The organism is Listeria grandensis, from assembly GCF_014322885.1.
In the GTDB taxonomy this organism is placed as follows: domain Bacteria; phylum Bacillota; class Bacilli; order Lactobacillales; family Listeriaceae; genus Listeria_A; species Listeria_A grandensis.
Map to the genome: position 1 here is coordinate 13,017 of NZ_JAASUG010000015.1, position 23,363 is coordinate 36,379.

19 protein-coding genes are annotated in these 23,363 nt (G+C 42.3%); 13 read left to right on the forward strand and 6 right to left on the reverse strand.

What is annotated here, in order from left to right; genetic code table 11:
* Nucleotides 1-165: 165 nt before the first annotated feature.
* The 5 genes from HCJ54_RS15525 to HCJ54_RS14640 all read left to right on the forward strand — a co-directional run bounded on the left by HCJ54_RS15525 (nucleotide 166) and on the right by HCJ54_RS14640 (nucleotide 3,523).
* On the forward strand, nucleotides 166-321 hold the full coding sequence (locus tag HCJ54_RS15525) for a tyrosine-type recombinase/integrase (protein ID WP_187138163.1): 156 nt from the start codon (nucleotides 166-168) through the stop codon (nucleotides 319-321).
* Nucleotides 322-471: 150 nt separating this feature from the next.
* A complete protein-coding gene (locus HCJ54_RS14625; protein ID WP_187138164.1) occupies nucleotides 472-780 on the forward strand; it encodes a hypothetical protein in 309 nt (102 codons plus the stop codon).
* A gap of 299 nt (nucleotides 781-1,079) precedes the next feature.
* Nucleotides 1,080-1,352, forward strand: coding sequence for a helix-hairpin-helix domain-containing protein (locus tag HCJ54_RS14630; protein WP_036067872.1), 273 nt, complete (start codon nucleotides 1,080-1,082; stop codon nucleotides 1,350-1,352).
* Nucleotides 1,352-2,047, forward strand: coding sequence for an NAD-dependent protein deacylase (locus HCJ54_RS14635; protein ID WP_187138165.1), 696 nt, complete (start codon nucleotides 1,352-1,354; stop codon nucleotides 2,045-2,047). The genes HCJ54_RS14630 and HCJ54_RS14635 overlap by 1 nt, the downstream gene beginning before the upstream one ends.
* A 156-nt stretch (nucleotides 2,048-2,203) precedes the next feature.
* Nucleotides 2,204-3,523, forward strand: a complete 1,320-nt coding sequence (locus HCJ54_RS14640) for a hemolysin family protein (RefSeq protein WP_187138174.1) — start codon at nucleotides 2,204-2,206, stop codon at nucleotides 3,521-3,523.
* A 46-nt stretch (nucleotides 3,524-3,569) separates the two neighbouring features.
* Here HCJ54_RS14640 and HCJ54_RS14645 read toward each other — a convergent pair whose 3' ends face one another.
* On the reverse strand, nucleotides 3,570-3,962 hold the full coding sequence (locus HCJ54_RS14645; protein WP_036067848.1) for an Lrp/AsnC family transcriptional regulator: 393 nt from the start codon (nucleotides 3,960-3,962) through the stop codon (nucleotides 3,570-3,572).
* A gap of 111 nt (nucleotides 3,963-4,073) precedes the next feature.
* Here HCJ54_RS14645 and HCJ54_RS14650 point away from each other — a divergent pair, with 111 nt between their 5' ends.
* The 6 genes from HCJ54_RS14650 (at nucleotide 4,074) to HCJ54_RS14675 (ending at nucleotide 15,879) form a co-directional block, all read left to right on the forward strand.
* Entirely contained in the window at nucleotides 4,074-4,607 is a 534-nt protein-coding gene (locus HCJ54_RS14650) for an isochorismatase family protein (protein ID WP_187138166.1), read from the forward strand.
* A 107-nt stretch (nucleotides 4,608-4,714) separates the two neighbouring features.
* Nucleotides 4,715-5,668, forward strand: coding sequence for a LacI family DNA-binding transcriptional regulator (locus tag HCJ54_RS14655; protein ID WP_187138175.1), 954 nt, complete (start codon nucleotides 4,715-4,717; stop codon nucleotides 5,666-5,668).
* 68 nt (nucleotides 5,669-5,736) lie between these two features.
* Entirely contained in the window at nucleotides 5,737-6,105 is a 369-nt protein-coding gene (locus HCJ54_RS14660) for an RpiR family transcriptional regulator (protein ID WP_185528031.1), read from the forward strand.
* Nucleotides 6,106-6,256: 151 nt separating this feature from the next.
* The gene (locus HCJ54_RS14665; RefSeq protein ID WP_187138167.1) at nucleotides 6,257-7,747 is read left to right on the forward strand and encodes a right-handed parallel beta-helix repeat-containing protein; all 1,491 of its coding nucleotides are present in this window, start codon (nucleotides 6,257-6,259) and stop codon (nucleotides 7,745-7,747) included.
* Between the two features lie 651 nt (nucleotides 7,748-8,398).
* Complete coding sequence (locus HCJ54_RS14670; protein WP_187138168.1) at nucleotides 8,399-10,183, forward strand: leucine-rich repeat domain-containing protein; 1,785 nt, start codon at nucleotides 8,399-8,401, stop codon at nucleotides 10,181-10,183.
* Between the two features lie 380 nt (nucleotides 10,184-10,563).
* A complete protein-coding gene (locus tag HCJ54_RS14675; RefSeq protein WP_187138169.1) occupies nucleotides 10,564-15,879 on the forward strand; it encodes a leucine-rich repeat domain-containing protein in 5,316 nt (1,771 codons plus the stop codon).
* Between the two features lie 121 nt (nucleotides 15,880-16,000).
* On the opposite strand, the gene HCJ54_RS14680 is transcribed toward HCJ54_RS14675, so the two are convergent.
* Entirely contained in the window at nucleotides 16,001-16,816 is an 816-nt protein-coding gene (locus HCJ54_RS14680; protein WP_187138170.1) for an aldo/keto reductase, read from the reverse strand.
* 2 nt (nucleotides 16,817-16,818) lie between these two features.
* The gene (locus tag HCJ54_RS14685; RefSeq protein ID WP_187138171.1) at nucleotides 16,819-18,000 is read right to left on the reverse strand and encodes an MFS transporter; all 1,182 of its coding nucleotides are present in this window, start codon (nucleotides 17,998-18,000) and stop codon (nucleotides 16,819-16,821) included.
* 131 nt (nucleotides 18,001-18,131) lie between these two features.
* On the opposite strand from HCJ54_RS14685, the gene HCJ54_RS14690 reads away from it, so the two are divergent.
* A complete protein-coding gene (locus tag HCJ54_RS14690; RefSeq protein WP_185528021.1) occupies nucleotides 18,132-18,491 on the forward strand; it encodes a winged helix-turn-helix transcriptional regulator in 360 nt (119 codons plus the stop codon).
* Nucleotides 18,492-18,546: 55 nt separating this feature from the next.
* Here the strand turns inward: HCJ54_RS14690 and HCJ54_RS14695 are convergent, their stop codons facing one another.
* Genes HCJ54_RS14695 through HCJ54_RS14705 form a run of 3 tightly spaced genes read right to left on the reverse strand, consistent with a single transcriptional unit; the run spans nucleotide 18,547 to nucleotide 21,366 of the window.
* Complete coding sequence (locus HCJ54_RS14695) at nucleotides 18,547-19,146, reverse strand: hypothetical protein (RefSeq protein ID WP_187138172.1); 600 nt, start codon at nucleotides 19,144-19,146, stop codon at nucleotides 18,547-18,549.
* Nucleotides 19,139-20,206, reverse strand: coding sequence for a tRNA 2-thiouridine(34) synthase MnmA (gene mnmA, locus HCJ54_RS14700; RefSeq protein WP_051998656.1), 1,068 nt, complete (start codon nucleotides 20,204-20,206; stop codon nucleotides 19,139-19,141). The genes HCJ54_RS14695 and mnmA overlap by 8 nt, the downstream gene beginning before the upstream one ends.
* Nucleotides 20,203-21,366, reverse strand: a complete 1,164-nt coding sequence (locus HCJ54_RS14705) for a cysteine desulfurase family protein (RefSeq protein ID WP_187138173.1) — start codon at nucleotides 21,364-21,366, stop codon at nucleotides 20,203-20,205. The genes mnmA and HCJ54_RS14705 overlap by 4 nt, the downstream gene beginning before the upstream one ends.
* A 505-nt stretch (nucleotides 21,367-21,871) precedes the next feature.
* Between HCJ54_RS14705 and HCJ54_RS15530 the strand changes: the two genes are divergently transcribed.
* A partial coding sequence (locus HCJ54_RS15530; RefSeq protein WP_244966968.1) for an immunoglobulin-like domain-containing protein occupies nucleotides 21,872-23,363 on the forward strand: 1,492 nt, incomplete at its 3' end.

The following is a 23,363-nucleotide window of genomic DNA, read 5'->3' on the forward strand; positions in this document are numbered from 1 at the left end:
AAAACAATTCTGTGATCCTGACCAAAAAACTGCAGAAAGAGATTCTGGCTTTTTGTGGAAGAACAATATCCTGTTTGGTATACAGCACAAGATTTGGATCAGTATCTTTTTGTTAGTCGGCAGCATCAGCCTGGTGGGCAACCAATTAGTCGACGCCAGGTGTAGGTGATTTTATCGGAAGCCGGGAAAAAGGCAGGCTTGAAAAATATTGGGCCGCATAGTATGAGCAAAACGTTTGGTTATCATTTGTATAAAAATGGAACGAGTGTTGAGCTGATTCAGGATTTACTAAATCATTCTTCCGCAAAGATCACGCTGTGAGTAGTTTAGGTCTATAAATACTCGGAAACTATGATCTTTGCTTTCGTGGTATTTGATTATTTAATAGAAAAAACGATGTTACTATTATTATTGATCCAGAAGAGCGGACGCTTGTTTCTGGGATTACATTAATGAAGGGAAGGCAATCAAATGGATATAATAAACATTATTTTTAACCCTCCTCGCCGATGGGGACTACGTGGAGATCTTTATTTGTGGGATAAATTAAAAGATTACTTTATTGAAAATGGCTTGCTCCATTCAATAAACGATTTTGAGCATAAGCTGTATTCTCTATTTCATCGTTTTGTTGGTGTTCAATTAGGTTCTGAGAATATGAGTTATGTTGAAGAATTTGCACACGGAGGGATGTCTAGCGGTTCAATAGATCATCAATTTTGGATAGATACTGGTTTTCCTATATTGATTGCAAATTATATTAGGGTTGTGAGAGATTGAAAGAGAGAGGATGGAAAACATGACTAAGATTATTTCAGTAGGGGGTCTCACTTCATAAAAGTCTACTTTGAGAAAATACCAATGACGTTTTCTTATGATATGGATAAAATGGATAGGATAGTTAGCAAAGCATTATTCAAGCGCAATGAAATGGAAGTGACAGTACAGTGCGCTGCATCAAAAACATACTTAGATGAATGAGACGAGATTTTGCGTCGGGCACCTTTGACTTCTGCTAGGTTTGGTAGTTATTATAGCAAGCATGGTAAAATAGAAGTAAGAAACGGGGGCGGAAAATGATGAAAGATGAATTACTGCAAATACCTGGTATTGGTAAGCGTTTGAGTGAGGCGCTACATAATATTGGGGTTTCTAAAATCGCAGACTTAAAAGGTAAAAATCCGCTACATTTGTATGAGTTGATGTGTGAATTTGAAGGTGAGCGGGTCGATCCTTGTGTCTTGTACACGTTTCGCTGTGCGGTGTATTTCGTGGAGACGGAAGATCCGGAGCCGGCGCTTTTGAAGTGGTGGAATTGGAAGGATCGGTTATATCCTGGGGAGGTGGAGTGATGGGAACACTTGCGGAGCGTTTGGCGAGTAGTGGTCGGATCGTATTTTTGACGGGAGCTGGTGTTTCGGTGCCTTCGGGGATTCCAGACTATCGCTCGAAGAATGGGCTTTATACTGGTCGGGAGAACCCGGAATATTTGCTGAGTGCGACGTGTTTACAGAACGAGCCGGATAAATTTTATGCGTTTGTGCGGGATAATATGTACTATCCGGACGCGGAGCCGAATGCGATTCACGAGAAAATGGCGGAGATCGAGCGTCGTGCGGGGAAAAAGGTGACGGTTGTGACGCAGAATATCGATGCTCTGCATGCAAAAGCTGGATCGCGCAACGTGGTGGAATTTCACGGTAGTCTGTATCGTTGCCATTGTCAGAGGTGTGGCATGACGGTGCATTCGGAACAGTATTTGGAATCGGATAAACATGAGAACTGCGGTGGCATCATTCGCCCAGAAGTCGTATTATACGAAGAAAACTTGCCAGAAGTTGCGATAAATGGTGCGCTAGCTGCAATTACGGAAGCCGATTTGATCGTCATCGTAGGAACATCCTTCAAGGTAAGTCCATTCTGTAACCTAACAGACTATCGCAAAAGCGGAAGCACCGTTTTTGCAGTGAATCAGGAGTTGCTACGACTACCATTCCAATATACGATGATCCAAGACGACGCTGTCAGTATTTTTAAAGAATTATGATTTCTTGCAGAATCCTAGCGAAACATGGTAAAATTTTAAAAGTATGGACAAACTTTAAATGAAGCCGAGGTTCTTATTTTTATCTTTTTGGGTAGAGATGAGGAGCCGATTTACATGGAGTATGCTCTACACTATATTAAAGGAGTGGATGGTTGGATGAACCCTGACCCCGAGAGTCAGCAGATTATTGTACAATTAATTCTTATTTTGGTGTTGACGTTACTCAATGCGTTTTTTGCTTCGGCGGAAATGGCTTTAGTATCGCTCAATAAAAACCGTGTCAGATCGCAGGCGGAGCAAGGGGATAAGAAGGCACAGCTGCTCGTGAAAATGATAGATGATCCGAGCCGATTTATTGCGACAATTCAAGTTGGTATTACGCTTGCTGGATTCTTCTCCAGTGCAGCCGCGGCAACGAGTATTGCTTCAGTTCTGGGAACGCGCTTTGGTGGTACAGCTTTTGCGAATGAGATGGCTGTAGTCGTTGTGACGATTATTTTATCTTATATTACGCTGGTTTTTGGTGAGCTTTATCCAAAACGGATTGCTCTGCAAAAAGCGGAGGCTATTTCTCGTTTTTCGGTACGACCAATCATGATTGTTAGTTTTGTTTTAGCACCTTTTGTCAAATTCTTGTCGTTTTCAACGAATGTACTCGTAAAGTTAACGCGCATGAATAAAAATGAGAATGCGGAGAAAATGACGCGTGAGGAAATGCAGCTCATTATTGAGACTGGTCGGCGTGATGGTGCTATCGAAAAAGCAGAACTTGACATGCTTCGTGGTGTGTTTGAAATGGACACGATTTATGCGAAGGAAGTGATGGTGCCGCGGACGGATAGCTTTATGATTGATGCGAATGAGGATTCGGGCATATTGGTGGATAAACTTTTGGAACGCAATTATTCGCGTATTCCGGTTTATTTGGACGATATGGACTCGGTGTATGGTATTTTGCATATGAAAGATTTATTTTTGGCGGCGAGGAAACAAGGTTTTGATAATATCGACGTGAAGCAGTTAGTAAAAGAGGCTTTTTTCGTGCCAGAAACGATTTTTGTGGATGATTTGTTGAAAGCGATGCAAAAGTCGCATAATCAAATGGCAATCTTGATGGATGAGTATGGCGGCGTTGCGGGTATCGTGACGGTGGAGGATTTATTGGAGGAAATTGTTGGCGAGATTGATGATGAGTTTGATGCGTTGTCTGACGAGGTGAGGCAGTTGGATGAGCATACATTTATCGTTGAGGGAAGAATGCCGATCGATGATTTCAATGAAATGTTTCATGTGGAACTTCCTGATAAGGGGATTGATACGATTGCGGGCTTTGTCCTGACGCAGCTTAAGACGATTCCGGATGATGGAGAAGAGGTCGTTTTAGAATATGATACGTTAACTTTTATTGTGACCGAGATTAAGGATTCACGGGTTGTCACGATGAGAGTGGAGATAAAGCAGGTTGAAGCGGAATAATTAAAAAATGCGTTTCTGGGAGAAGTCCTAGAGACGCATTTTTTGATTAGATGATTGTTTTTAGTACTTGATTGATTTTGTAGCGGCCAAATGGGAGGAGTTGTTGTAAGAATGTGTCTAGCGTCTCGTTGTCAAAACAGGATTTTATCATGTAGCACGTGTCACCGGTCGTTTTGTTGAATTCGATAATTTGATCGTAGCTTTTTACAAGGTCTTCGAATTCTTTAAAGGCGCTGGTGGACATGTAAAATAGGATGATTTGTAGGTGAGGATAGGATTGCTGGATCGTGAATTTCTGGATGGTCTTGTTGTCTTGAAGTTGCTGGACGCGAAGCCCAACGGATTGGCCGGTCATGAAAACTTGTTCGCCGACGTCTTTCCATGATAAGCGGCTATTTTCTTTTAGGATGCGCAAGATTTTCTCATCAATATGATCCATGATAACTCCTTTCAACTTGAAAATGAATGTGTGGATTTTCTTTCAGCGGCGTATGTTAAAATGATGCCGTTTTCGTTACACTTAGTATATCAAATGAAAGAGGTGTTTCAAGTGAAAAAAGGACTTATCGTAGTGGATGTGCAAAACGATTATTTTGAAGGTGGCGCAATGCCTTTATTTAAGCCAAATGAGGCATTGGAAAATGCAATTCGGATACAAGCGGATTTTCGTGCGCAGGGTTTGCCGATTTTTTATGTACAGCATGCGGGAACGTCGGAAGCGGGGTTTTTAGTGGAGGGTACGGAGGGCGCTGAGATTCATGCAGGGTTATTACCGATCGCGACGGAAAATGAATTTGTTGTGCGGAAAACGACGCCAAATAGTTTTTTTGAGACGGATTTAGGTGAGAAATTGAAAGCGACGGGTGTGGAGCAGGTTGTGATTGTGGGGATGATGACGCATGTGTGTATAGATTCGACGACGAGGCAGGCGAGCGAGTTGGGGCTTTCGCCGATTGTGATTGCAGATGCTTGTACGGGGCCTGATGTTGTATTTGATGGCAGAAAAACAAGTGCGAAAGATTTGCAGATTTCGTTTATGGCGGCGCTTGGATTCTTTGCAGATGTGCAGCCGAGTTATAAATAAGGGAACGTAAAGAGGACTCGCAACCTAAATTATGGGTCCTCTTTGAGGCTTGAGATGCGTCCGTTTTATCGGTATGATAGGGGTAGATGAAAACGGGGGTGCGTGGCTTGTCGAATATTAAGGATATTGCAAAATTGGCGGGGGTTTCAGTGACGACGGTATCGCGGGTTTTGAATGATCATCCGTACGTGGCAGAGGAAAAACGTAAGCGTGTTCAAAGTGTGATGGCGGAGCTTGATTATAGTCCGAATCGGAATGCGGTGGATCTTAGTCGTGGACGGACGAATACGATTGGTTTTGTGCTACCGTACAATGATCATCCGTGGTTTGATAAGGTGATGAATGGCGTGCTGGAGCTTGCTTTTGCGAAATGTTATTCGGTCGTGATTTGTCCGACGGGATATGATCAAGCGGAAGAGGAGCGGTATTTGCGGATGCTGAAAACAAAACGGATTGACGGGCTGATTATTGCGTCGCGGGCCAATGATTGGGAGACGATTGCGCCGTATGCGAAATATGGACCGATTGTGGCTTGTGAATACATTAATCATCCGCTGATTTCGTGTGCGTATGTGGATCAGCTTCAGGCGTACTCGGATGGTTTTCAGGCTTTGAAGGATGCGGGACACGCGCGTGTGGCTTTTACGGTTGGGCGCGAGGAGCAGTGGAGCAATAGCACGCGCTTGAAAATGATGGCGTATGAGGCGGTGTTTGGCGAGGTGGATGCTGAACTGGTTTTGCAGGATTGTTATGATGTGGCGGACGGGAAACAGGCAGCTGAGGTGTTCTTGGCTTTGGCGGAACCTCCGACGGCGATGTATGCGAATGGGGATGAGGTCGCGGCGGGGATGCATTATTTTGTGACGCATCGGGGCTTGACGGTGCCGGGAGATATGGCGATTCTGGGTGAGGAAAATTTGCCGATTGCGGATGTGCTGGATATTTCGACGGTGGACAAGAGTTTGCGGGAGATTGGACGCGTTGCTGTGGAGCTATTTTTGGATGGGAAAGTGGAGAAGAAGCAGGTGCAACATAAAATAATTATGCGAAATTCGATTTAATCGCTTGACCTGAAACGCATTTCATCGTTTATAACTAAGGTATAGAAAAAGCGAAGGAGGCGATGGAAATGCGCGTAGAGGGTATGTGTAAGGTAACGGCGAACTTGGGAATGGAATTTCAGTATGGTGAATTTTATTTGGAACGGGATTATCTGGTTTTTGATCGTAATTATAGCTTAGGCATGAAAAAACGGCAGACGTTTCCAATTGCTAAATTGACAGATATTGCGATGGTTTCGGAGAATGGACAGCTGTATGTGACATTTGTGTGTGGTGATATTGTGTTCGAACTGGAGTCGCCAAGTGCTGGTGATTTGGGTGCGTTTGCGAGGGAATTGCGGACGTTGCGCGACGGGGCGAAATTAGAAACGAAGCATTTTAGATATGAGAAGGAACGCCAGTATACGACGCATCATCAGCATCATTTTGTGGAGTGATGGCTCGGAAAAACCGCGTGATAGTTTGAAATATATTTAGATGGAGAGTGTGAGAGGACAGCATAGACTGTACTTTTCACGCTTTTTTGTTTTGCGCGGGGAGAATGATGGTAAAGAGGAAGAAGGCTATATTGGATTGGAGGGATATAAGATGATGCGAACCAAGATTATGATTGGGGCATTATTAGTACTTCTCACCATGATGTTTTCTTCGAGTGTAAATGGGGCGGTGAATGTATCGCTTGATGCGAAAAAAGCAACGATGAATAGCCAGATGATAGAAACGGCTTTACAAAAAGCGAAGAGTAGTAAATCGGCATCGGAGAAAATTGTGACGCTGCCAAAAGGTGTTTTTTTACTTGCAAAAACGGTGGTTGTGCCGGCGGGCGTGACATTGCGCGGTGCAAATGTGAACGCGATGCCAATATTGAGAATACAGCAGAATGAAGGAATTCCTGTTATCAAGATGGGAAGTGATACGAAGCTTGAAAATGTTGTTTTGGATGGGCAAAGTACGGTGAGGCATGTAAATCAGAAGCACAATGGGGTTGAAATTGTTGGTGCTAGTGCGAATCAGCGTGTGCGGAATGTGCAGATTGTGAATAGTCAGGTTCGGAATTTTGGCGGGAATGGTATTTACATGAAATATACGGATCGTGTGAGCATTTCGGGGACAACGACAAGTCAGATGGTAGTTTCGAAGATTGGTTATGCGGGAATTATCGGCTATTCGGCGAATAATACGAAGATCCAGAGGGTGACGGTACGTGATATCGGTGTGGCGGGCCAGAAGTTGGCGTACAATATTGCGCTCTCAGAGTACTTTAATAGTAAGTTGACGAGTCAGATGCAGGCAAAAGTGAATCCACGCAGTGATGGCGCGCTTATTGAGAGTAGTAATATTTTGAATAACGCGGTGTGGGAAGGGATTGATACGCATCACGGAAAAAATATTGTGGTTCGGAATAATGTGATACTGAATGTTAGGAATGCGATTGTGGTTGTGTCGATTACGCTTGCCGGGGATGCAGGGACGGTGAATCCGCCACAAAATATTGTCATACAAAATAATCGGATTAACAAGCAGGCAGATTATGTACGGCTGAAATTGACGAAATCAGAACGCTATAAGACGGTGCGTGGAATCGTTGTTGCGGGCGCGAAATTGAAGAAGAGTCGGGATGCGGTTTACGCGACAGGAATTCAAATTTTGAATAATCAGGTGGAAAATGTGCAGGCGATTAGTGTGTATGCAGGTGGAATCGTGGTAGAGAACTCATTTGGTGCGGTTGTTTTTAGTAATAAGGTGCAGCTGGAAAGGAGTGGCCGAACGAATTATAATGGGATTGCGTTGATCATAAATAATAAGCGGTTTTTGATTCGTGGGAATTACATTGGGAAGATTACGATGCCTACAACGGGGGTTATCGTTTTTCGTGGCTCGCAAAATAATGGGGAATGGAATAATGCGAAATGGAGTCGGGTGACGGGATATAGGAGTACGTTGACGAAAAATTATCGTGATGTGAAACTCTTACCAAATGGAAGTCTGACGCTGAAAGGCGCCAAGCTAATTACGCAAATTGCCGATCCCAATGGTGTGGTCGTGAGGAATACGAATAAGTACGTGTTTCAAAAATAAAGGCAAGCGATATTGTTCGGAGGAGCTAGTTCGAACTGAGTATGGGATTAGAAAACGCTTGCTTACTGCATGGGAAACAGAGTATGTGAATTCTTCATGAACATTACCTCAAATAGCTTTTCAATGACAGTATATCTAGTACAATAGGGTTATATCCTTTCACTACCCGAAAGGATAGATTGGGAAATGTGAAGTCTATTGCTCTAATCCCACTGATAGATTTCACAACTCCTTTAGAGATGCTAAGGTAATTGAACCCCTGAGATATTGCCGTAGTATTATCTAGCTTGGTATTTGAAGAGGCTCGGTCATCTACTGACCGGGTTTTTTTGTTTGCCGTTAATAATAGGAGTAAGTAGTTCGCTATTTAGGGCTAGATATAGAGATGGGGTTAAAAGGGAAGCGCTTACTTGTGACGCTTTTTTGAATTATTTGTGAATACTTGTGCAATCGTTTTCTATTATAACCTTAATTTGGTATACTTGAAGCGACAACAAGATTTTCTTTTTTATTACATTTTATGTTATTATTAGCCAATGAAACGTCTGATTCGCTGGAGGTGATGGGAATCCGTGATATGCGAGGAAGGATAAGTAAGGCGGTAAACTGATTTTAGGACATACAAAATTATTAAAGGGGTGTCAGAGAAGGATGAAGAAATTTTTAGCAGTAGCGGCAGTAGCGTTGTTAGCAGGGCAAACGGTTATATCAATCCCAAGAGTAGACGCAATGAATAAAGGAGTAACATCACAGAATGAAGCACAATCAAAGGATACTGTGCAACCAAAGGTCACCGATGAACAAACTAGAAGTTTGCCGGCAGCGATTAATGTTATTTTTCCAGATAGTGCTCTAGCAGAGGCCATTGCAAAAAAATTAGGGAAACAAGTAACGGATACTGTAACGGAAGCAGATTTGCATGGAATCCAAAGTATCAACGGTGTTTACGATTTGAACGGCAAAATAGTGAGTAATCTTTCTGGTGTAGAATACCTCACCGGAGCCTCATCCATAAAGTTAACGGATTGCCAAATAAGTGATGTAAGTCCTTTAAGCAACTTAACGCAGCTTACGACGTTGGATTTAAGCCATAATGAGATCAAAGACATAGCGCCGTTAAAAGGGCTAGTGAATTTAACATTACTTGGATTGAGAAATAATCAGGTTCATGATCTAGACGCAGTAACCAATATGAAGGATTTAGAAACGCTTGTAGTGTCGCTGAACAATGTGACGGATTTATCGCCATTGAAGGGTCTGAGTAAGGTCGTTGTAGCTATGGGCGATCAAAAGCCAGTGCAGATTTCAGCGAATCTTACTGCTGGAAAGGAATTTACGATCCAAAGTATAGTAAAGGACGTGAATGGCAACTATTTACCACTGACTGTAAGTAATGGTGGCACATTTGATCAGAAGACAGGCATAATCAAATGGCAAATTACAGACGCTTCGACGCAGCTTAGCTATAACTTTAATCAAATGATTCAAGTTGGAAACGATAGTCCGAAACTATTTAATGGTTCCGTTGTTATAAAGCCTGAGTCAGCACCACCAGTTGATCCAGGGGCAATCAGCACTATTTTTCCGGATGCCAAACTGGCCAATCTTGTTGCCACCAAGCTAAACAAACAAGTCAGTGACCAGTTGACACAAGATGACGTAGAGAAGATGACGTCATTAGATGACACAACAAAAAGCATTTCTGATATAAGAGGACTTGAACGTTTAACGAACCTAGCCGAATTAAAGTTATACTCTCCGGACTTGAAAGATTTAACACCAATAAAAGGATTAGTGGAACTAGGGACCTTACAGATTAACAGTATTGACGCCAATTTTGATGCATTAAAAGATCTTGTCAATCTAACTTCTCTAAATCTTGGTGATAGATCGAATATAAAAGATTTAAGTCCATTAGCCAAGATGGAATTCTTACAGATTTTATCAATAACCAATGCGGCAGGGAATGGACAACTCGAAGATCTTAGTGGAATATCGGGATTAAAGATGTTGCATATACTAAATCTAGAGGGGAATAAGATTAGTGATCTAAGACCGTTGAGTGGATTGCCGGAGGTAGACATATTGCGACTGGCAAGAAACATGATTACGGATCTATCGCCATTAGCGCCACTTAGCGCATTGCCAATGGGCGAAGTGACTTTACATGATCAGAAGACAACCGTGAAGTACATGGCCTTACCTGTAGGACCACCAATCAAGGTGCAAAGCCTAATAAAAGGTCTCGATGGAAGCTATCTACCGTTGACAGGTATAGATCCAGTTTCGACATTTGATCAAGCAACTGGATGGATCACTTGGACTTTACCATTTCCGGCAAGTAATCTAATGTATGGATATAATGGAAAAGTGGATATTGGTTGGGAGATGGCCGAATTTAATGTAAATGTACAGTATATGAACATCTTAGAGTAAGTCACCTAACTTTAAATGATCAAAATATTATCTGAAGAGGCTCGGTCATTTATTGACCGAGTTTTTAAGTTTGCTGGATAGGAGTAAGTAGCTAGGCTTTTAGAGTGATGTATATAAGTGAAACTTAAAAAGGAAGCGCTTACTATTATTGGCTTTCCGAACTTTTTGTGAAACATTGCGCAAACGACTTTTTAAATATCCTTAATTTGGTATACTTGAGGCGACAACAGGATCTTCTTTTTTGTTACAATTAATGCTATTATTGCCCCGAAAAACTGCCTAATCACTGGAGGTGAATGATGTCCGTGGTATGGGAGGAAGGATAATAGGTGGTAAGTTGACTTTAGGGCATAAAAATATGGAAGGGATGTTAGAGAGGGATGAAGAAATTTTTAGTACTAGTGGTAGTAGCTGTGTTAGCCGGGCAAGTGATTGTACCAATTCCGAGTGTATACGCAACGAATGAGGGGGCGACATCACAAAATGAGACACAATCATTAGATAAGGATACCGTGAAACCAGAGGCCATCAATGGACAAGTTAGAAGTCTGCCAGCAGCAATTAACGCTATTTTCCCCGATGCTAACCTCGCAGCGGCAGTCGCGACAAGGTTAAAAAAACAAGTCACTGACCAGATGACGCGGGAGGATGCACAAAGTATAACTAGATTAGTAGATGGAACAAAAAACATTTCTAATATAAGCGGATTAGAATATTTAACAGAATTAAAAACATTGCGGTTGGAGGATAATGAAACGAGCAAGAAATTGAGCGATTTAGAGCCATTAGATGGATTGACGAAACTAGAATATCTATGGGTAATAAACCAATCGATTGAAGATATCAGTCCATTATCAGGATTAACAAAAATGAAGACGCTCATTTTAGAAGGAAATAATATTAGTGATTTACGCCCATTGAGCGGATTAACAAATTTAGAACTTTTATGGATGGGAGAGAACAAAGTTACTGATATATCCCCGTTAGCAAGCTTAAGTAAGATGAGTACCCTACTGATAAATCATCAAAAGCAAACCGTTGTAAACAGAAAGTTAAATGTCGGAAAACCATCAGTAATACCAAGTTTAGTAAAAAATACAGATGGTTCTTACCTGCCAATTACTATCAGTGATGGAGGTGTATTGAATAGAGACAGTGGCGATATTACGTGGAATCTAAGCCAATATCGTGACTCTGTAAGCTACACCTACGATCAAGTTGTGCGCATTGGAAATACCTATGCTACCTTTAATGGGAGTGTACGGTATAACAACTTCATTGGAACGATCAATAGTGTTTTTCCAGATAGTGCTCTAGCAGAGGCCATTGCAAAAAAATTAGGAAAACAGGTAAGTGATACTGTAACGGAAGCAGATTTGCGTGGAATCAAAAGTATCAGCAGTGCTTACGATCTGAATGGTAAAAAGGTTAGTGATATTTCTGGTGTAGAATACCTCACCGGAGCTTCATCTATAAAGTTCACGGATTGCCAAATAAGTGATGTAAGTCCTTTAAGAAACTTAACGCAGCTTACGACGTTGGATTTAAATCATAATGAAATTACAGATATAGAGCCGTTAAAAGGATTAGTGAATTTAACATTACTTGGGTTGAGAGGGAATTATGTTCATGATCTAGACGCAGTAAAAAATATGAAGGATTTGGAACTGCTTGTAGTGTCGTTAAATAATATTACGGATTTATCGCCATTGAAGGATCTGAGTAAGTTAGTGATAGCTATGGGAGATCAAAGACCAGTGAAGATTTCAGCGAACCTTACTGTTGGAAGGGAATTTACGATTCAAAGTATAGTGAAGGACGTGAATGGTAACTATTTACCACTCACTGTAAGTAATGGCGGTACATTTGATCAGAAGACGGGTATAATCAAATGGAAAATTACGGATGCTGCGACGGAGCTTAGTTATGACTTTAATCAAATGATACAAATTGGAAACGATGGTCCAAAACTATTTAATGGCTCTGTTATTATAAAGCATGATCCAGAAGCATCTTTAGGAAAAATCAGCACTCTTTTTCCGGATGCCAAACTTGCCAATCTTGTTGCCACCAAGTTAAACAAACAAGTCAGTGATCAGTTGACACAAGCGGACGTACAGCAGATGACGACATTAGAAGACACAACGAAAAGCATTTCTGATATAAGAGGACTTGAATATTTAACGGAACTGAAAGATCTGAGATTAGAGTCCCCTGACTTGAAAGATTTAACACCAATAAAAGGATTAGTGAAACTAGAGCTCTTATGGATTGTCGGTATTGACGCCAATTTTGATGCATTAAAAGATCTTGTCAATATAAAAAATATCAGTTTTGGTGATGGATCGAATATAAAAGATTTAAGCGTATTAGCCAAGATGAAAGACTTAGAAGTTTTATCGGCGGCCAATGCGGCAGGGAATGGACAACTCGAAGATCTTAGTCCAATATCAGGATTAACCAAGTTGCATACACTATATCTAAATGGGAATAAGATTAGTGATTTAAGACCATTGAGTGGGTTGACCAATGTACAAACAATGCGACTGGCAGGAAACATGATTACGGATCTATCGCCGTTAGCACCATTAAGAAGTGTGCGGGAAGCTACTTTGAATGATCAGAAGACAGTAGTGAAGGAAATAGCTCTACCTGTAGGAACACCAATCAAGGTGCAAAGCCTCGTAAAAGGTGTCGATGGAGCCTATCTATCACTGGCGTATATTGAGAACAGCTCGACTTTTAATCGAGAAACTGGATGGATCACTTGGAATTTAGCATCGCCTGTCAATAGTCTTCAGTATAGACATGCAGAAGCAGTAGTAGTTGGAACAAGATCGGTCGCTTTTAGCGGAGGTGTCCAATATAACAAGGCACTTGGAGCAATCAACACCATCTTTCCGGATGAGAACTTAGCAAAAGTAATTGCGGCAGAGCTAAATAAACAAGTGGATGACCAATTAACCCGAGCTGATGTACAGGACTTAACGAAATTAGTAGTCTATGCCAAACATATTTCTAACTTAAAGGGACTAGAATATTTAACCGAGTTAAAGGATCTAAGGTTACAAGCTAATAAAGTGAGTGACTTAACACCGATAGAAGGATTGGTGAAACTAGAATATTTATGGGTAGAAGATGAAGAAATTTCAGATCTCAGCCCCTTGTCGAAGTTAACCAATTTAACGCATTTATTTCTGGAAAATAACAAGATTACGGATATCTCGCCATTAGCAAATTTAAATAAAGTAAGTGCGCTAACTTTAAATAATCAAAGGCGAATAGTCGAAGAAAAATCACTAAATGTGGGAACACCAACGATAATACCAAGTATGGTGAAAAATACTGATGGATCTTATTTGCCGCTTACTGTTAGTGACGGTGGCGTGTTGAATAGTGGAACTGGAGCGATTACTTGGAATTTAGATCAATCTCACAGTTCTGTAAGCTATATCTATTATCAAACCGTGAAGGTTGGAACGGCCAATGCAACTTTTAATGGGAGCGTGCAGTATAACAATGTCCTCGGAGCAATCAATACTCTTTTTCCGGATGCAAAGCTTGCCGCCGTTATTGCAGCAAAGTTAAATAAACAAGAGAGTGATCAGTTGACAGGCAATGATGTGCGAGCTATTACTGAATTAAATGCAGAAGCAAAAGATATTTCTGACATAAGAGGACTAGAGTATTTAACTGAATTAGCACAGTTAACGTTGAAGAATAATAAAGTGAGTGACTTAACACCAATAAAAGGGTTGGTTAAACTAAGTTGGTTAAATGTAAGAAGCAATGAGATTAGTAACCTTAAACCACTATCAGGGTTAACTAAATTATCGGTTGTAATTGCAGATGAGAATAATATTAGTGATTTACAGCCATTAAGCGGATTAGTAGAAGCCGGTATCTTGTGGCTTGCAGATAATAACATCACTGATCTGTCGCCTTTGGAGAATTTAGATAAACTATATTCGCTAGTTGTGTATAATCAAAGACCAGTGGAACTTTCAGCGAAGCTTATTGCTGGAAGGGAATTTACGATACAAAGTATAGCGAAGGACAGGGAGGGTAACTATTTACCGCTTACTGTAAGTAATGGAGGCACATTTGATCAAAAGACTGGTATGATCAAATGGCAAATTACTAGTACCATGAAGGAAGTTAGTTATAGTTATGATCAACAAGTCCAAACAGGTGGCTATTCTCAACGATTTAATGGCTCTGTTAATATAAAGGATGAAGTGGAGTATTTAGGGAAAATCAGTACTGTTTTTCCTGATTTGAAGCTTGCTACTTGGATTGCAACAATGTTAAATAAACAAGAGAGTGATACCGTCACTCTGACAGATTTAGCAGGAATAAAAGGGGAGGCCGATCTATCTTACTCTCACATTAGTAATATTACAGGGCTAGAATATTTAACTGGTGTTTCAATCTTAGCCTTAAAGGATAATAAAATAAGTGATGTAAGCCCGCTAAGGAACTTAACACAACTCACTTCGTTAGATTTAGACCTTAATGCAGTAGAAGATATCGGACCATTACGAGGGCTAGTAAATTTAAGGCACCTTGCATTGAGTAATAATGAAATTCGCAGTCTAGATGCGGTCAAAAATATGAAAAACTTATCCAGTCTTATAGCGCCTCAGAACTACATTACTGATTTATCACCACTAAGAAATTTAGATAAACTAGATTCACTTGTTGTATATAATCAAAAACCAGTGGAACTTTCAGCGAAGCTCACTGCTGGAACGGTATTTGCGACACCAAATAGGGTGAAGGGCAGAGACGGAAGCGATTTGCCGATTACTGTAAATAATGGAGGCACATTCGAGCAATATTCGGGGATGATCTTGTGGCCCATTACCGATGACATGAAGGAAGTTAGTTATAGTTATGACCAACAAGTCCAAATTGGAGGCAACTCTCAACGATTTAATGGCTCTGTTATTATAAAGGGTGAGAAGGAAACTTTAGGGAAAATTAGTACCGTTTTTCCTGATGCGAAGCTTGCAACTTTTATTGCAACATTGCTGCTTAAACAAGAGAGTGATACCGTCACTCGGACAGATTTAGCAGGGATAACTGGAGAGCTCAATCTATCTTACTATAACATTGGCAATATTTCAGGGCTGGAATATTTAACTGGTGTTTCATTCTTAGACTTGCAGGATAATAAAATAAGTGATGTAAGCCCACTAAGGAATTTAACACAACTCACTTCGTTAGATTTAGACAGTAATGCAGTAGAAGATATCGAACCACTACGAGGGCTAGTAAATTTAAGACACCTTGTGTTGGGTAATAATAAAATTCGTAGTCTAGATGCGGTAAAAAATATGCAAGACTTATCCACCCTTATAGCGCCTCAGAACTACATTACTGATTTATCACCTTTATCATCACTAATAACTAATTATACTATCGCGTGGCTCGATTTGGCTGACCAAAAAGAGGTTGAAATTTCAGGTAGCTTTATCGGGTTAAATGAATTTGCTATCCAAAGTATAGTAAAGGGTACGGATGGTGAGTATTTACCACTGACTGTTGGTGATGGTGGATCATTTAATTGGATCACTGGTATGGTTACATGGCCAATTACGAATGGTACGAAGAGCGTGAGTTATAGCTTTGATAAAACGTATCAGATCGGAAACGGACTATGTCGATTTAATGGCGCTGTTCGGATTAAGTGACCAAATTCCTGATAGGAAGCTTGTAGCTATGTAGAAAAATAAAAAGGCACTCGCAGAAATGTGAGTGTCTTTTTAACATGTGTATAGGAACGGTATCATACAATGATTCAGGAAGTAAGTTTTAGAAATCGATATTATCGGGATCTGGCCCGACGCGTAGGTTTTGATTGAGGGCATCGATTTGTGTGAGTTCTTCGGGTGTTAACGCAAAATCAAAGATGTCCATGTTTTCGGCGATGCGGTGGGCTTTTGTTGATTTTGGAATGACGATGATGTCGTTTTGTAAGTCCCAACGCAGGATGACTTGGGCGACGGATTTGTCGTGATGGGCCGCGATTTTTTGGAGGACGGGGTTGTCGAGGAGGTCGCCTTGCATGAGTGGGGACCAGGCTTCGACGCGGATGTTGTTTTCGGCGCAGTACGCGATGAGTTCTTTTTGTGTGAGTTGTGGATGGAGTTCGATTTGGTTGATGACGGGTATGATGGTGGCTGTCTTTTTTAGTGTTTCTAGATGGTGAATTTGGAAATTGCTGACGCCGATTGCGCGGATGCGGCCGTCTTGATGGAGTTTTTCGAGGGCGCGCCAGGCGTCGATGTATTTGCCTTCTACGGGCCAGTGAATGAGATAGAGATCAAGATAGTCGAGTTCCATTTTGCGCAGGGTTTCGTCGAATGCGGCGAGCGTTTCTTCGTAGCCGAGATCGGCATTCCAGACTTTGGATGTGATGAAAAGGTCTTCGCGTGGGACGCCGGATTCGCGGATGCCTTGGCCGGTGCTGGCTTCGTTGCCATAAATTGCGGCTGTGTCGATGCTGCGGTAACCGAGTCGGATGGCTTCTTTGACGGCGGACACGAGTTCTGTGCCTTCTTCTACTTTAAATACGCCTAGTCCGAGGACGGGCATGTTGGTTCCATTTGCTAATTTGACTGTTTTCATTTTTAAAATTCCTCCTGTTTTGTTTCTAATTTTTTACTCCATGCGGTCAGGGCGACGGCGATGAGGAGCATGATCATGCCGATCCAAGTCGTGTCACGGATTTGCATGTGGGTGATGACGAGGCCGCCGAGATAGGAGCCGAGTGCGATTCCTGCGTTGAAGGCGGCGATGTTAAGGGCGGACGCGATGTCGACGCCTTTTGGGACGAATTTCTCTGCTAGAATCACGACGTAGACTTGTAAGCCGGGGACATTCATGAAGGCAAAGACGCCCATGAGCAGGATTGTTGCGAGTCCGAAAACTTTGGACGGGGCGGTGAAGTAGAGCAATCCGAGCACGACGGCTTGTGCGATGAACATGTAGAATAGGGCTTGGATGGGACGCTTGTTGGCGACTTTTCCGCCGATCATGTTGCCGAGCGCGATGGCGATTCCGTAGATGAAAAGGAGAATGGCGATGGTGCTTGATGGGAAGCCGGTGACTTGTTCGAGAAGCGGTGTTAGATAGGTGAACACGACGAAGGTGCCGCCGTAGCCTAATGCTGTGATGGCGAATACGAGTAGTAGTGGACCATTTGTGAGTACTTTGACTTGGTCGCCGAGCGTCATTTTGGTGCCGGGACGCAGGTTTTTCGGGATCAGGATGAGATTCGCGAGGAGGGCAATGATGCCGATTGCTGCGATGCCGAAGAACGCGACGCGCCAGCCGAATTGTTGTCCGATGAGTGTGCCGATTGGGACGCCGGTCACGGTTGCGATGGTGAGGCCGGTGAACATGATGGAGATGGCGCTTGCTCGCTTGTTTGGTGGGACAAGGTCAGCCGCGATGGTGGACCCGATGGACATGAAGACGCCGTGCGCGAAGGCGGATATGACGCGGGCGATGAGTAGTAGCGCAATGGTGTCGGAGAATGCCGCGGCCAAGTTGCCGAGTATGAAGACGATCATGATGACGAGCAATAATGTTTTGCGATTCATGCGTGATGTGAGTGCGGTCAGGATTGGTGCGCCAAACATGACGCCGACTGCATAAAGCGAGACGGTGAGCCCCGCGGTGCTGACTGGTATTGCTAAGTCTTCGGCGATCAAAGGCAACAACCCGACGCTAATAAATTCGGTCGTTCCAATCGCAAAAGCACTAACTGCTAAAGCTAATAAGGCAAAAATATTTCGATTCCCTTTCAATGTGAAGCCCTCCTAAATTCTGCTTGCTTTTTTGATGACAAGTGTTATTATGATACTTAGTAGCAATTAAAACAAGTACGTACTTTTTTGTAATGTAGGCACTTTTTAGTACCTATAGAAAGGAGCGAGATATGAAAAAGAAATATAATATCTCTGTTGAGGCAACGCTTGAGGTTCTCGGAGGTAAGTGGAAATGTGTCATTTTATGTCATTTAACGCACGGCAAAAAGCGGACGAGTGAGTTAAAACGGCTGATTCCCTCCATCACTCAAAAAATGCTCACACAACAATTGCGTGAGCTGGAGCATGACGGGATTATTAATCGGATTGTTTACAACCAAGTGCCGCCAAAAGTAGAATATGAGTTAAGTGAGTATGGCAAGTCATTAGAAAGTATTTTGACAGCACTATGTAACTGGGGTGATCTGCATATTGAACGCGTATATGGCGATCGCTCGGAGTATTTGGAAGAGAGCGTATTGAATAAATGAGATGAAAAACATGTATCAGGGGTGAAAAATACCCATTCTGATACATGTTTTTATTTTAAAAGGCTTGGATTAAGAAGCATTTTCCTAGTTCGCTCTGAACTTCAATGGTGGCGAGTTCTGTGCCGTGAATGAAGTGGATATCTTGAGGAGAGAGCAAGGTGTGATGCTGTGGGCTCCGTAATTGAATTTCGCCACTGCTCACATAAATATAGCTGGATTGAGGCAACTCCACGATCTGACCTTTTGTTAATGTGATGTAGTTGAGTGTTGGCGTGCCTGCAATCCGCGGTAAAATCAAGGATGTCTCAGAGAATAATGAATCAAGGCTCACCGGATTTTTCGCGTGCACGTGTCCCATTGATAAATTCCCATTATAGCCTGTTCGTTCAAGCAAAATGGCTTTTCCATAAAACTCAAAAACACCGGGAATAGAGAAATAAAAGCCTTTACACAGGGGGCCGAAATGAGTTCCCATGTATTCAATCGTGGCGCCGTCCTCTTCAATGATGCCGATAGTAGTTGTCGTGATATTTCCTAGCACAGAAAACGGTGTGTTATTTTCCATTCTAAAAATGGTATACGGGAAAAGGGATTCTTGGGCATCGTATAGTAGTTTGTAGTTGGCTATAGTATTTTGGAAGGGTACTTTAGCCAATGACGGCGCCTCCAATACACTCGGGACCGCTATATAAAGCGATATGTTGTCCAGCTAAAAGTGCTCGAATGGGTTCGTCAAACACGATTTTTGAGCCATGTTCTTGAGGGGAAATAGTGACCCTCACATTTGGTTTGCGATAGCCAGTTTTTGCATGACAAATGAGTGTATCAAATGGTTGGCTAGCTGGTGTAAATAGATTTAGACTTTCAATAAACCCATCCGTGACATACAGTTTTTCATGATTATGGTCTTCGCTAACGATGAGTGTGTTGTCGTTATAACGCTTCTCTAAAACGGTTAGCCGCAGCACACCATCATTTGTTGGGAATTCATAACTAGAACCAACTTTGTAAAATGCTAAGCCATCATGCTTTCCGATGTTTCTCCCTTTGTTGTCGTCGATAATATTGCCAGATGGTTGTTGGACAAAATCACGGATAAATTGATTGAATTCTTGTTCGCCGATGTAGCAAAGTCCGTCAGAATCCGTTTTAGCTGCAGTGGCTAGTTTTGCTCCAATCGCAAGTTCGCGTATTTCCCAACGTGCTAAACTAGAGAGCGGAAAAATCACATTTTTTAGTTGTTCTTTTTTTAGCATACTCAAAAAATAAGTCTGTTCATTTTGATCTGCGCCGGTCAGTAATTGAATGTCATTGTCCACTTCGGTGATTCGCGCATAATGCCCTGTTGCAATGTAATCTGCGCCCAGTAGTCCGGCATATTTTTTGAAAAGGCCGAACTTGACTTCTTGATTACAGCGAACGTCGATGCTAGGATTTTTACCATCCAGATGGCCGTGAACAACGTGTTTGAAAACCTGCTCCATATATTCCTTCTCAAAATTCACCGAATAATAAGGGATATCAAGCTCATTGGCGACTTTGACGACATCGCGGTAATCTTCCGTCGCTGTACAAACGCCATCTTCATTTTTCTCATCCCAGTTTTTCATGAACAGGCCAATCACGTGATAGCCTTGCTTTTTTAGTAAGTAAGCGGCAACAGAGGAATTTACGCCACCACTCATGCCGACCACAACAGTTGTATTCGCTTTCATATATACACTTCCTTTGCTAATAATGTTTGGATTTTGGTGGTTGTTTGAATAAGGATGTTAGCGGCTTGTTCGACATTTGCCGTTGTTAATTCTGGACCGAAACTGATGCGAACGGATTCAGTGTTTCGTGGATTATCAGCGCCGAACATCGATGTCAACACGCGGCTTGGCTTCACGCTCCCCGAAGAACAAGCAGAACCCGCAGAAATGGCGATCCCCGCAAGATCCAAATGAGTAATCAGCAAATTGGCCGGAATGCCAGGAAACCAGATGTTCAAAATATGGGGTGCCCTGTTAGCGTGACTCCCATTTATCTCAAAAGCCACACGATTCTCCATCGCTTGCAAAAATGTATCCCGCAATGTTTCGATATGGGCAGCAATGTTATTTTGAGGGGCCTGTACTATTTTTACAGCGCATGCAAATCCGGCGATCGCAGCAATGTTTTCCGTCCCCGCCCGCTTATTTTCTTCCTGTTCGCCACCTTTAATTAAACTTTCCAGCTTACAACCCTGTCTCTTAAATAGAAAACCGATGCCTTTTGGTCCGCCAATTTTGTGGGCCGAGGTAGACAAGAGGTCCACGCCAAGTGCTGTGACATCAATTGCTTGTGTTTCATAAGCTTGCACCGCATCCGTATGAAAAATAATCGCGGGATTCTGTTTTTTAATAATGTCACTAATCTCTTTTATGGGCATTATTACACCGGTTTCATTATTCACCATCATGATCGAAATGAGGGCAGTATCTTGTCGAATCGCTCGTCGTAAAGCGTCTAAACAAAAAGAACCATCCTTTTTTACGGAAAGGTAGGTCACTTCAAAGCCATGTTGCTCTAAGTGAGTCATTGGTTCGTGGACGGATGGATGCTCGATTTGTGTCGTAATAATGTGTTTCCCCGCATGTTCAGGCAGGCTGTAAGCGGTCCCGATAATGGCCAAATTATTGCTCTCTGATCCACCGCCTGTCATAATGATTTCCCCTTCCTTAGCACCGATACTGGATGCTAATGTGGCTTTCGCTGAATCTAAAAGATAGCGTGCCTTTCTACCGAATCGATGAACGCTAGATGGATTCCCGAAATCTTCTTCCATAATAGTGCACATCGTTTTTCGTACCGACTTGTTCATCGGTGTTGTTGCAGCATAGTCCAAATACATGTTATCACTCGCTCCCTATAATTGTTAACTGTGAAAGATCTTCGTTGCAAAAAAAGACAATCACTTGTCTAGAGCTATATTATGACTTATTGGACGACTTATCTAATCAATATATACGTATGAAAAGTCATTTTTTGAAAAAATTAGGTACTTTAAAGTAATAATTAAGCGCTATTATTTCTATTTTTTGTTTATATAGACCAATTTTGAAAACGAGCTTCTAGTGTCCAAGGTGCTATATCATAACATAATTAGGATATTTGTGATTAAATTCATTTGTTGCTTCGGTAGATGGAGTGATAATTTAACAGGGAATATACTTCCTTATTTTTTCAAAAAATACATGTTTTGTGTCGGTTTTTGGTAAGATGTTTGCATCATTATCGCATAGAATGAAAACGTTACATCCATATTATGATGAAGGAGGGATGCCTGTAGTAGTCAATATGCGTACAAGAACATAAGCTTAATAGAAATAAAATTATGTGAGAGGGGAGGAATATGATTGAAATCAATTTTCAAGATGATGCTGATAGTTCTAGTGATTATTAGCCAGATGCAAGTAAGTATTCCAAATGCGGAGGCAGTCTCGAAAGGTAAAGTGGATGCCAAAACGATCAGCGTAACTAACTTTGAGGAGTTAAAAAAGGCGCTGCAGGATATGACAATAGATAGTATTAGTGTGGAGTCGGACATCCGTTTTTCAGAGGATATTAAGCTTCCATGGCGAAATGTGACGATTAATGGAAACGCAGACAAAGGTGTGGTTATTGACGCTGGTAAATACACCATCCGCGCCGAAGAGAAGTATACAGAAGCAAACCGGACCTTAACGATGGAAAATATGAAGGTATTGGGCATGCGTGCGGCAGATTATAAGTTTATCGCGGCAAACCATGGTTGGGATGTTGTCTTTCAAGATATGAATTACAACGGCCCTCAGCTGGTGAAAGCTTCTAATGGAACAGTGAGCTTTGGCGGTCAGAATAAAGTGAAGACGCTGTATGAAAATGCAACAGTTCGTCATGTCATTTTTATGGCAGATAGTCGTTATGAAGGCATTGCTGCGGACGGTGCTAAACGCGCGGCATTTGGTTTTGATGGGGATTACGTGGGCGGCAGAGCGGTAGGTAAAGTACGCGTGGAGCAGGGCGCGGACGTAACTATTGCGATTGCCCCACAAGATACAGGCGGTCTGTATTATTTCCCAGCTTTTGATGGCAAAGTGTATGACATCGATGTGGCGGAAAAAGCGGTATTAAATATTGATGCATCAGGAACAGCGCTAGGTTTTGCAGCGAGAGGTGCTTACTATTCGACGCCAACAGTGAATGTGCAAAAAGATGCTAAAGTTGTGCTTGCAGGTCGTGGTGGTGGTGAGTATCCGACGATCAGCTTGCAAGAAGCGAGTGTTATTAATGTACATCCTGGAGCGGAGTTTATGGTCTCTGGAAATAGCGTGAAGGGTGTCGTGACATCGGTCGGTGGTTCGCGAATCAAACTAGACAATCCCAAATCGTATGACATTAAAAACAAGAAACCGCAAGCTCCACTGTTTTTCAATACGAAAAATACAATGCTTCAAGTGGAAGATGCTTCGGTGATGACTTGGACGAAAACCGGTGGTGAGTACGATCGCGATCCCGATAATAACTGGGAAAAGAATGAAACGACAACAACGATCGAAGGTTCCAGTTCTAAAAACACGGAATCGACAAATGCCGCGCTAGAAGCCGAATTCCAGATGCTGGATTATGGCAGAATTAGCGGTAGTGGCGAGGCGAGCTCGAATGAAAAACCGGTGATCCACGCGGAAGACAAGACGATCAAAGCTGGCGCAACATTCGATCCGATGGAAGGCGTGACGGCGGACGACGCAGAGGATGGAGACTTGACGGCAGACATCAAGGTTGTGCGAAACGAAGTTAATCCGAATGTGCCGGGCGTCTATGAAGTGGAGTATTCGGTGACGGACTCAGATGGTAACACCACGAAGA

What these genes read in the sequence shown, in the direction of transcription:
- HCJ54_RS14625 (WP_187138164.1), top strand. Translation starts at nt 472, where the DNA reads ATGGATATAATAAACATTATTTTTAACCCTCCTCGCCGATGGGGACTA.
- HCJ54_RS14630 (WP_036067872.1), top strand. Translation starts at nt 1,080, where the DNA reads ATGAAAGATGAATTACTGCAAATACCTGGTATTGGTAAGCGTTTGAGT.
- mnmA (WP_051998656.1), bottom strand. Translation starts at nt 20,206, where the DNA reads ATGAAAGCGAATACAACTGTTGTGGTCGGCATGAGTGGTGGCGTAAAT.
- HCJ54_RS14665 (WP_187138167.1), top strand. Translation starts at nt 6,257, where the DNA reads ATGATGCGAACCAAGATTATGATTGGGGCATTATTAGTACTTCTCACC.
- HCJ54_RS14645 (WP_036067848.1), bottom strand. Translation starts at nt 3,962, where the DNA reads ATGGATCATATTGATGAGAAAATCTTGCGCATCCTAAAAGAAAATAGC.
- HCJ54_RS14675 (WP_187138169.1), top strand. Translation starts at nt 10,564, where the DNA reads ATGAAGAAATTTTTAGTACTAGTGGTAGTAGCTGTGTTAGCCGGGCAA.
- HCJ54_RS14640 (WP_187138174.1), top strand. Translation starts at nt 2,204, where the DNA reads ATGAACCCTGACCCCGAGAGTCAGCAGATTATTGTACAATTAATTCTT.
- HCJ54_RS14690 (WP_185528021.1), top strand. Translation starts at nt 18,132, where the DNA reads ATGAAAAAGAAATATAATATCTCTGTTGAGGCAACGCTTGAGGTTCTC.
- HCJ54_RS14660 (WP_185528031.1), top strand. Translation starts at nt 5,737, where the DNA reads ATGCGCGTAGAGGGTATGTGTAAGGTAACGGCGAACTTGGGAATGGAA.
- HCJ54_RS14670 (WP_187138168.1), top strand. Translation starts at nt 8,399, where the DNA reads ATGAAGAAATTTTTAGCAGTAGCGGCAGTAGCGTTGTTAGCAGGGCAA.
- HCJ54_RS14680 (WP_187138170.1), bottom strand. Translation starts at nt 16,816, where the DNA reads ATGAAAACAGTCAAATTAGCAAATGGAACCAACATGCCCGTCCTCGGA.
- HCJ54_RS14635 (WP_187138165.1), top strand. Translation starts at nt 1,352, where the DNA reads ATGGGAACACTTGCGGAGCGTTTGGCGAGTAGTGGTCGGATCGTATTT.
- HCJ54_RS14705 (WP_187138173.1), bottom strand. Translation starts at nt 21,366, where the DNA reads ATGTATTTGGACTATGCTGCAACAACACCGATGAACAAGTCGGTACGA.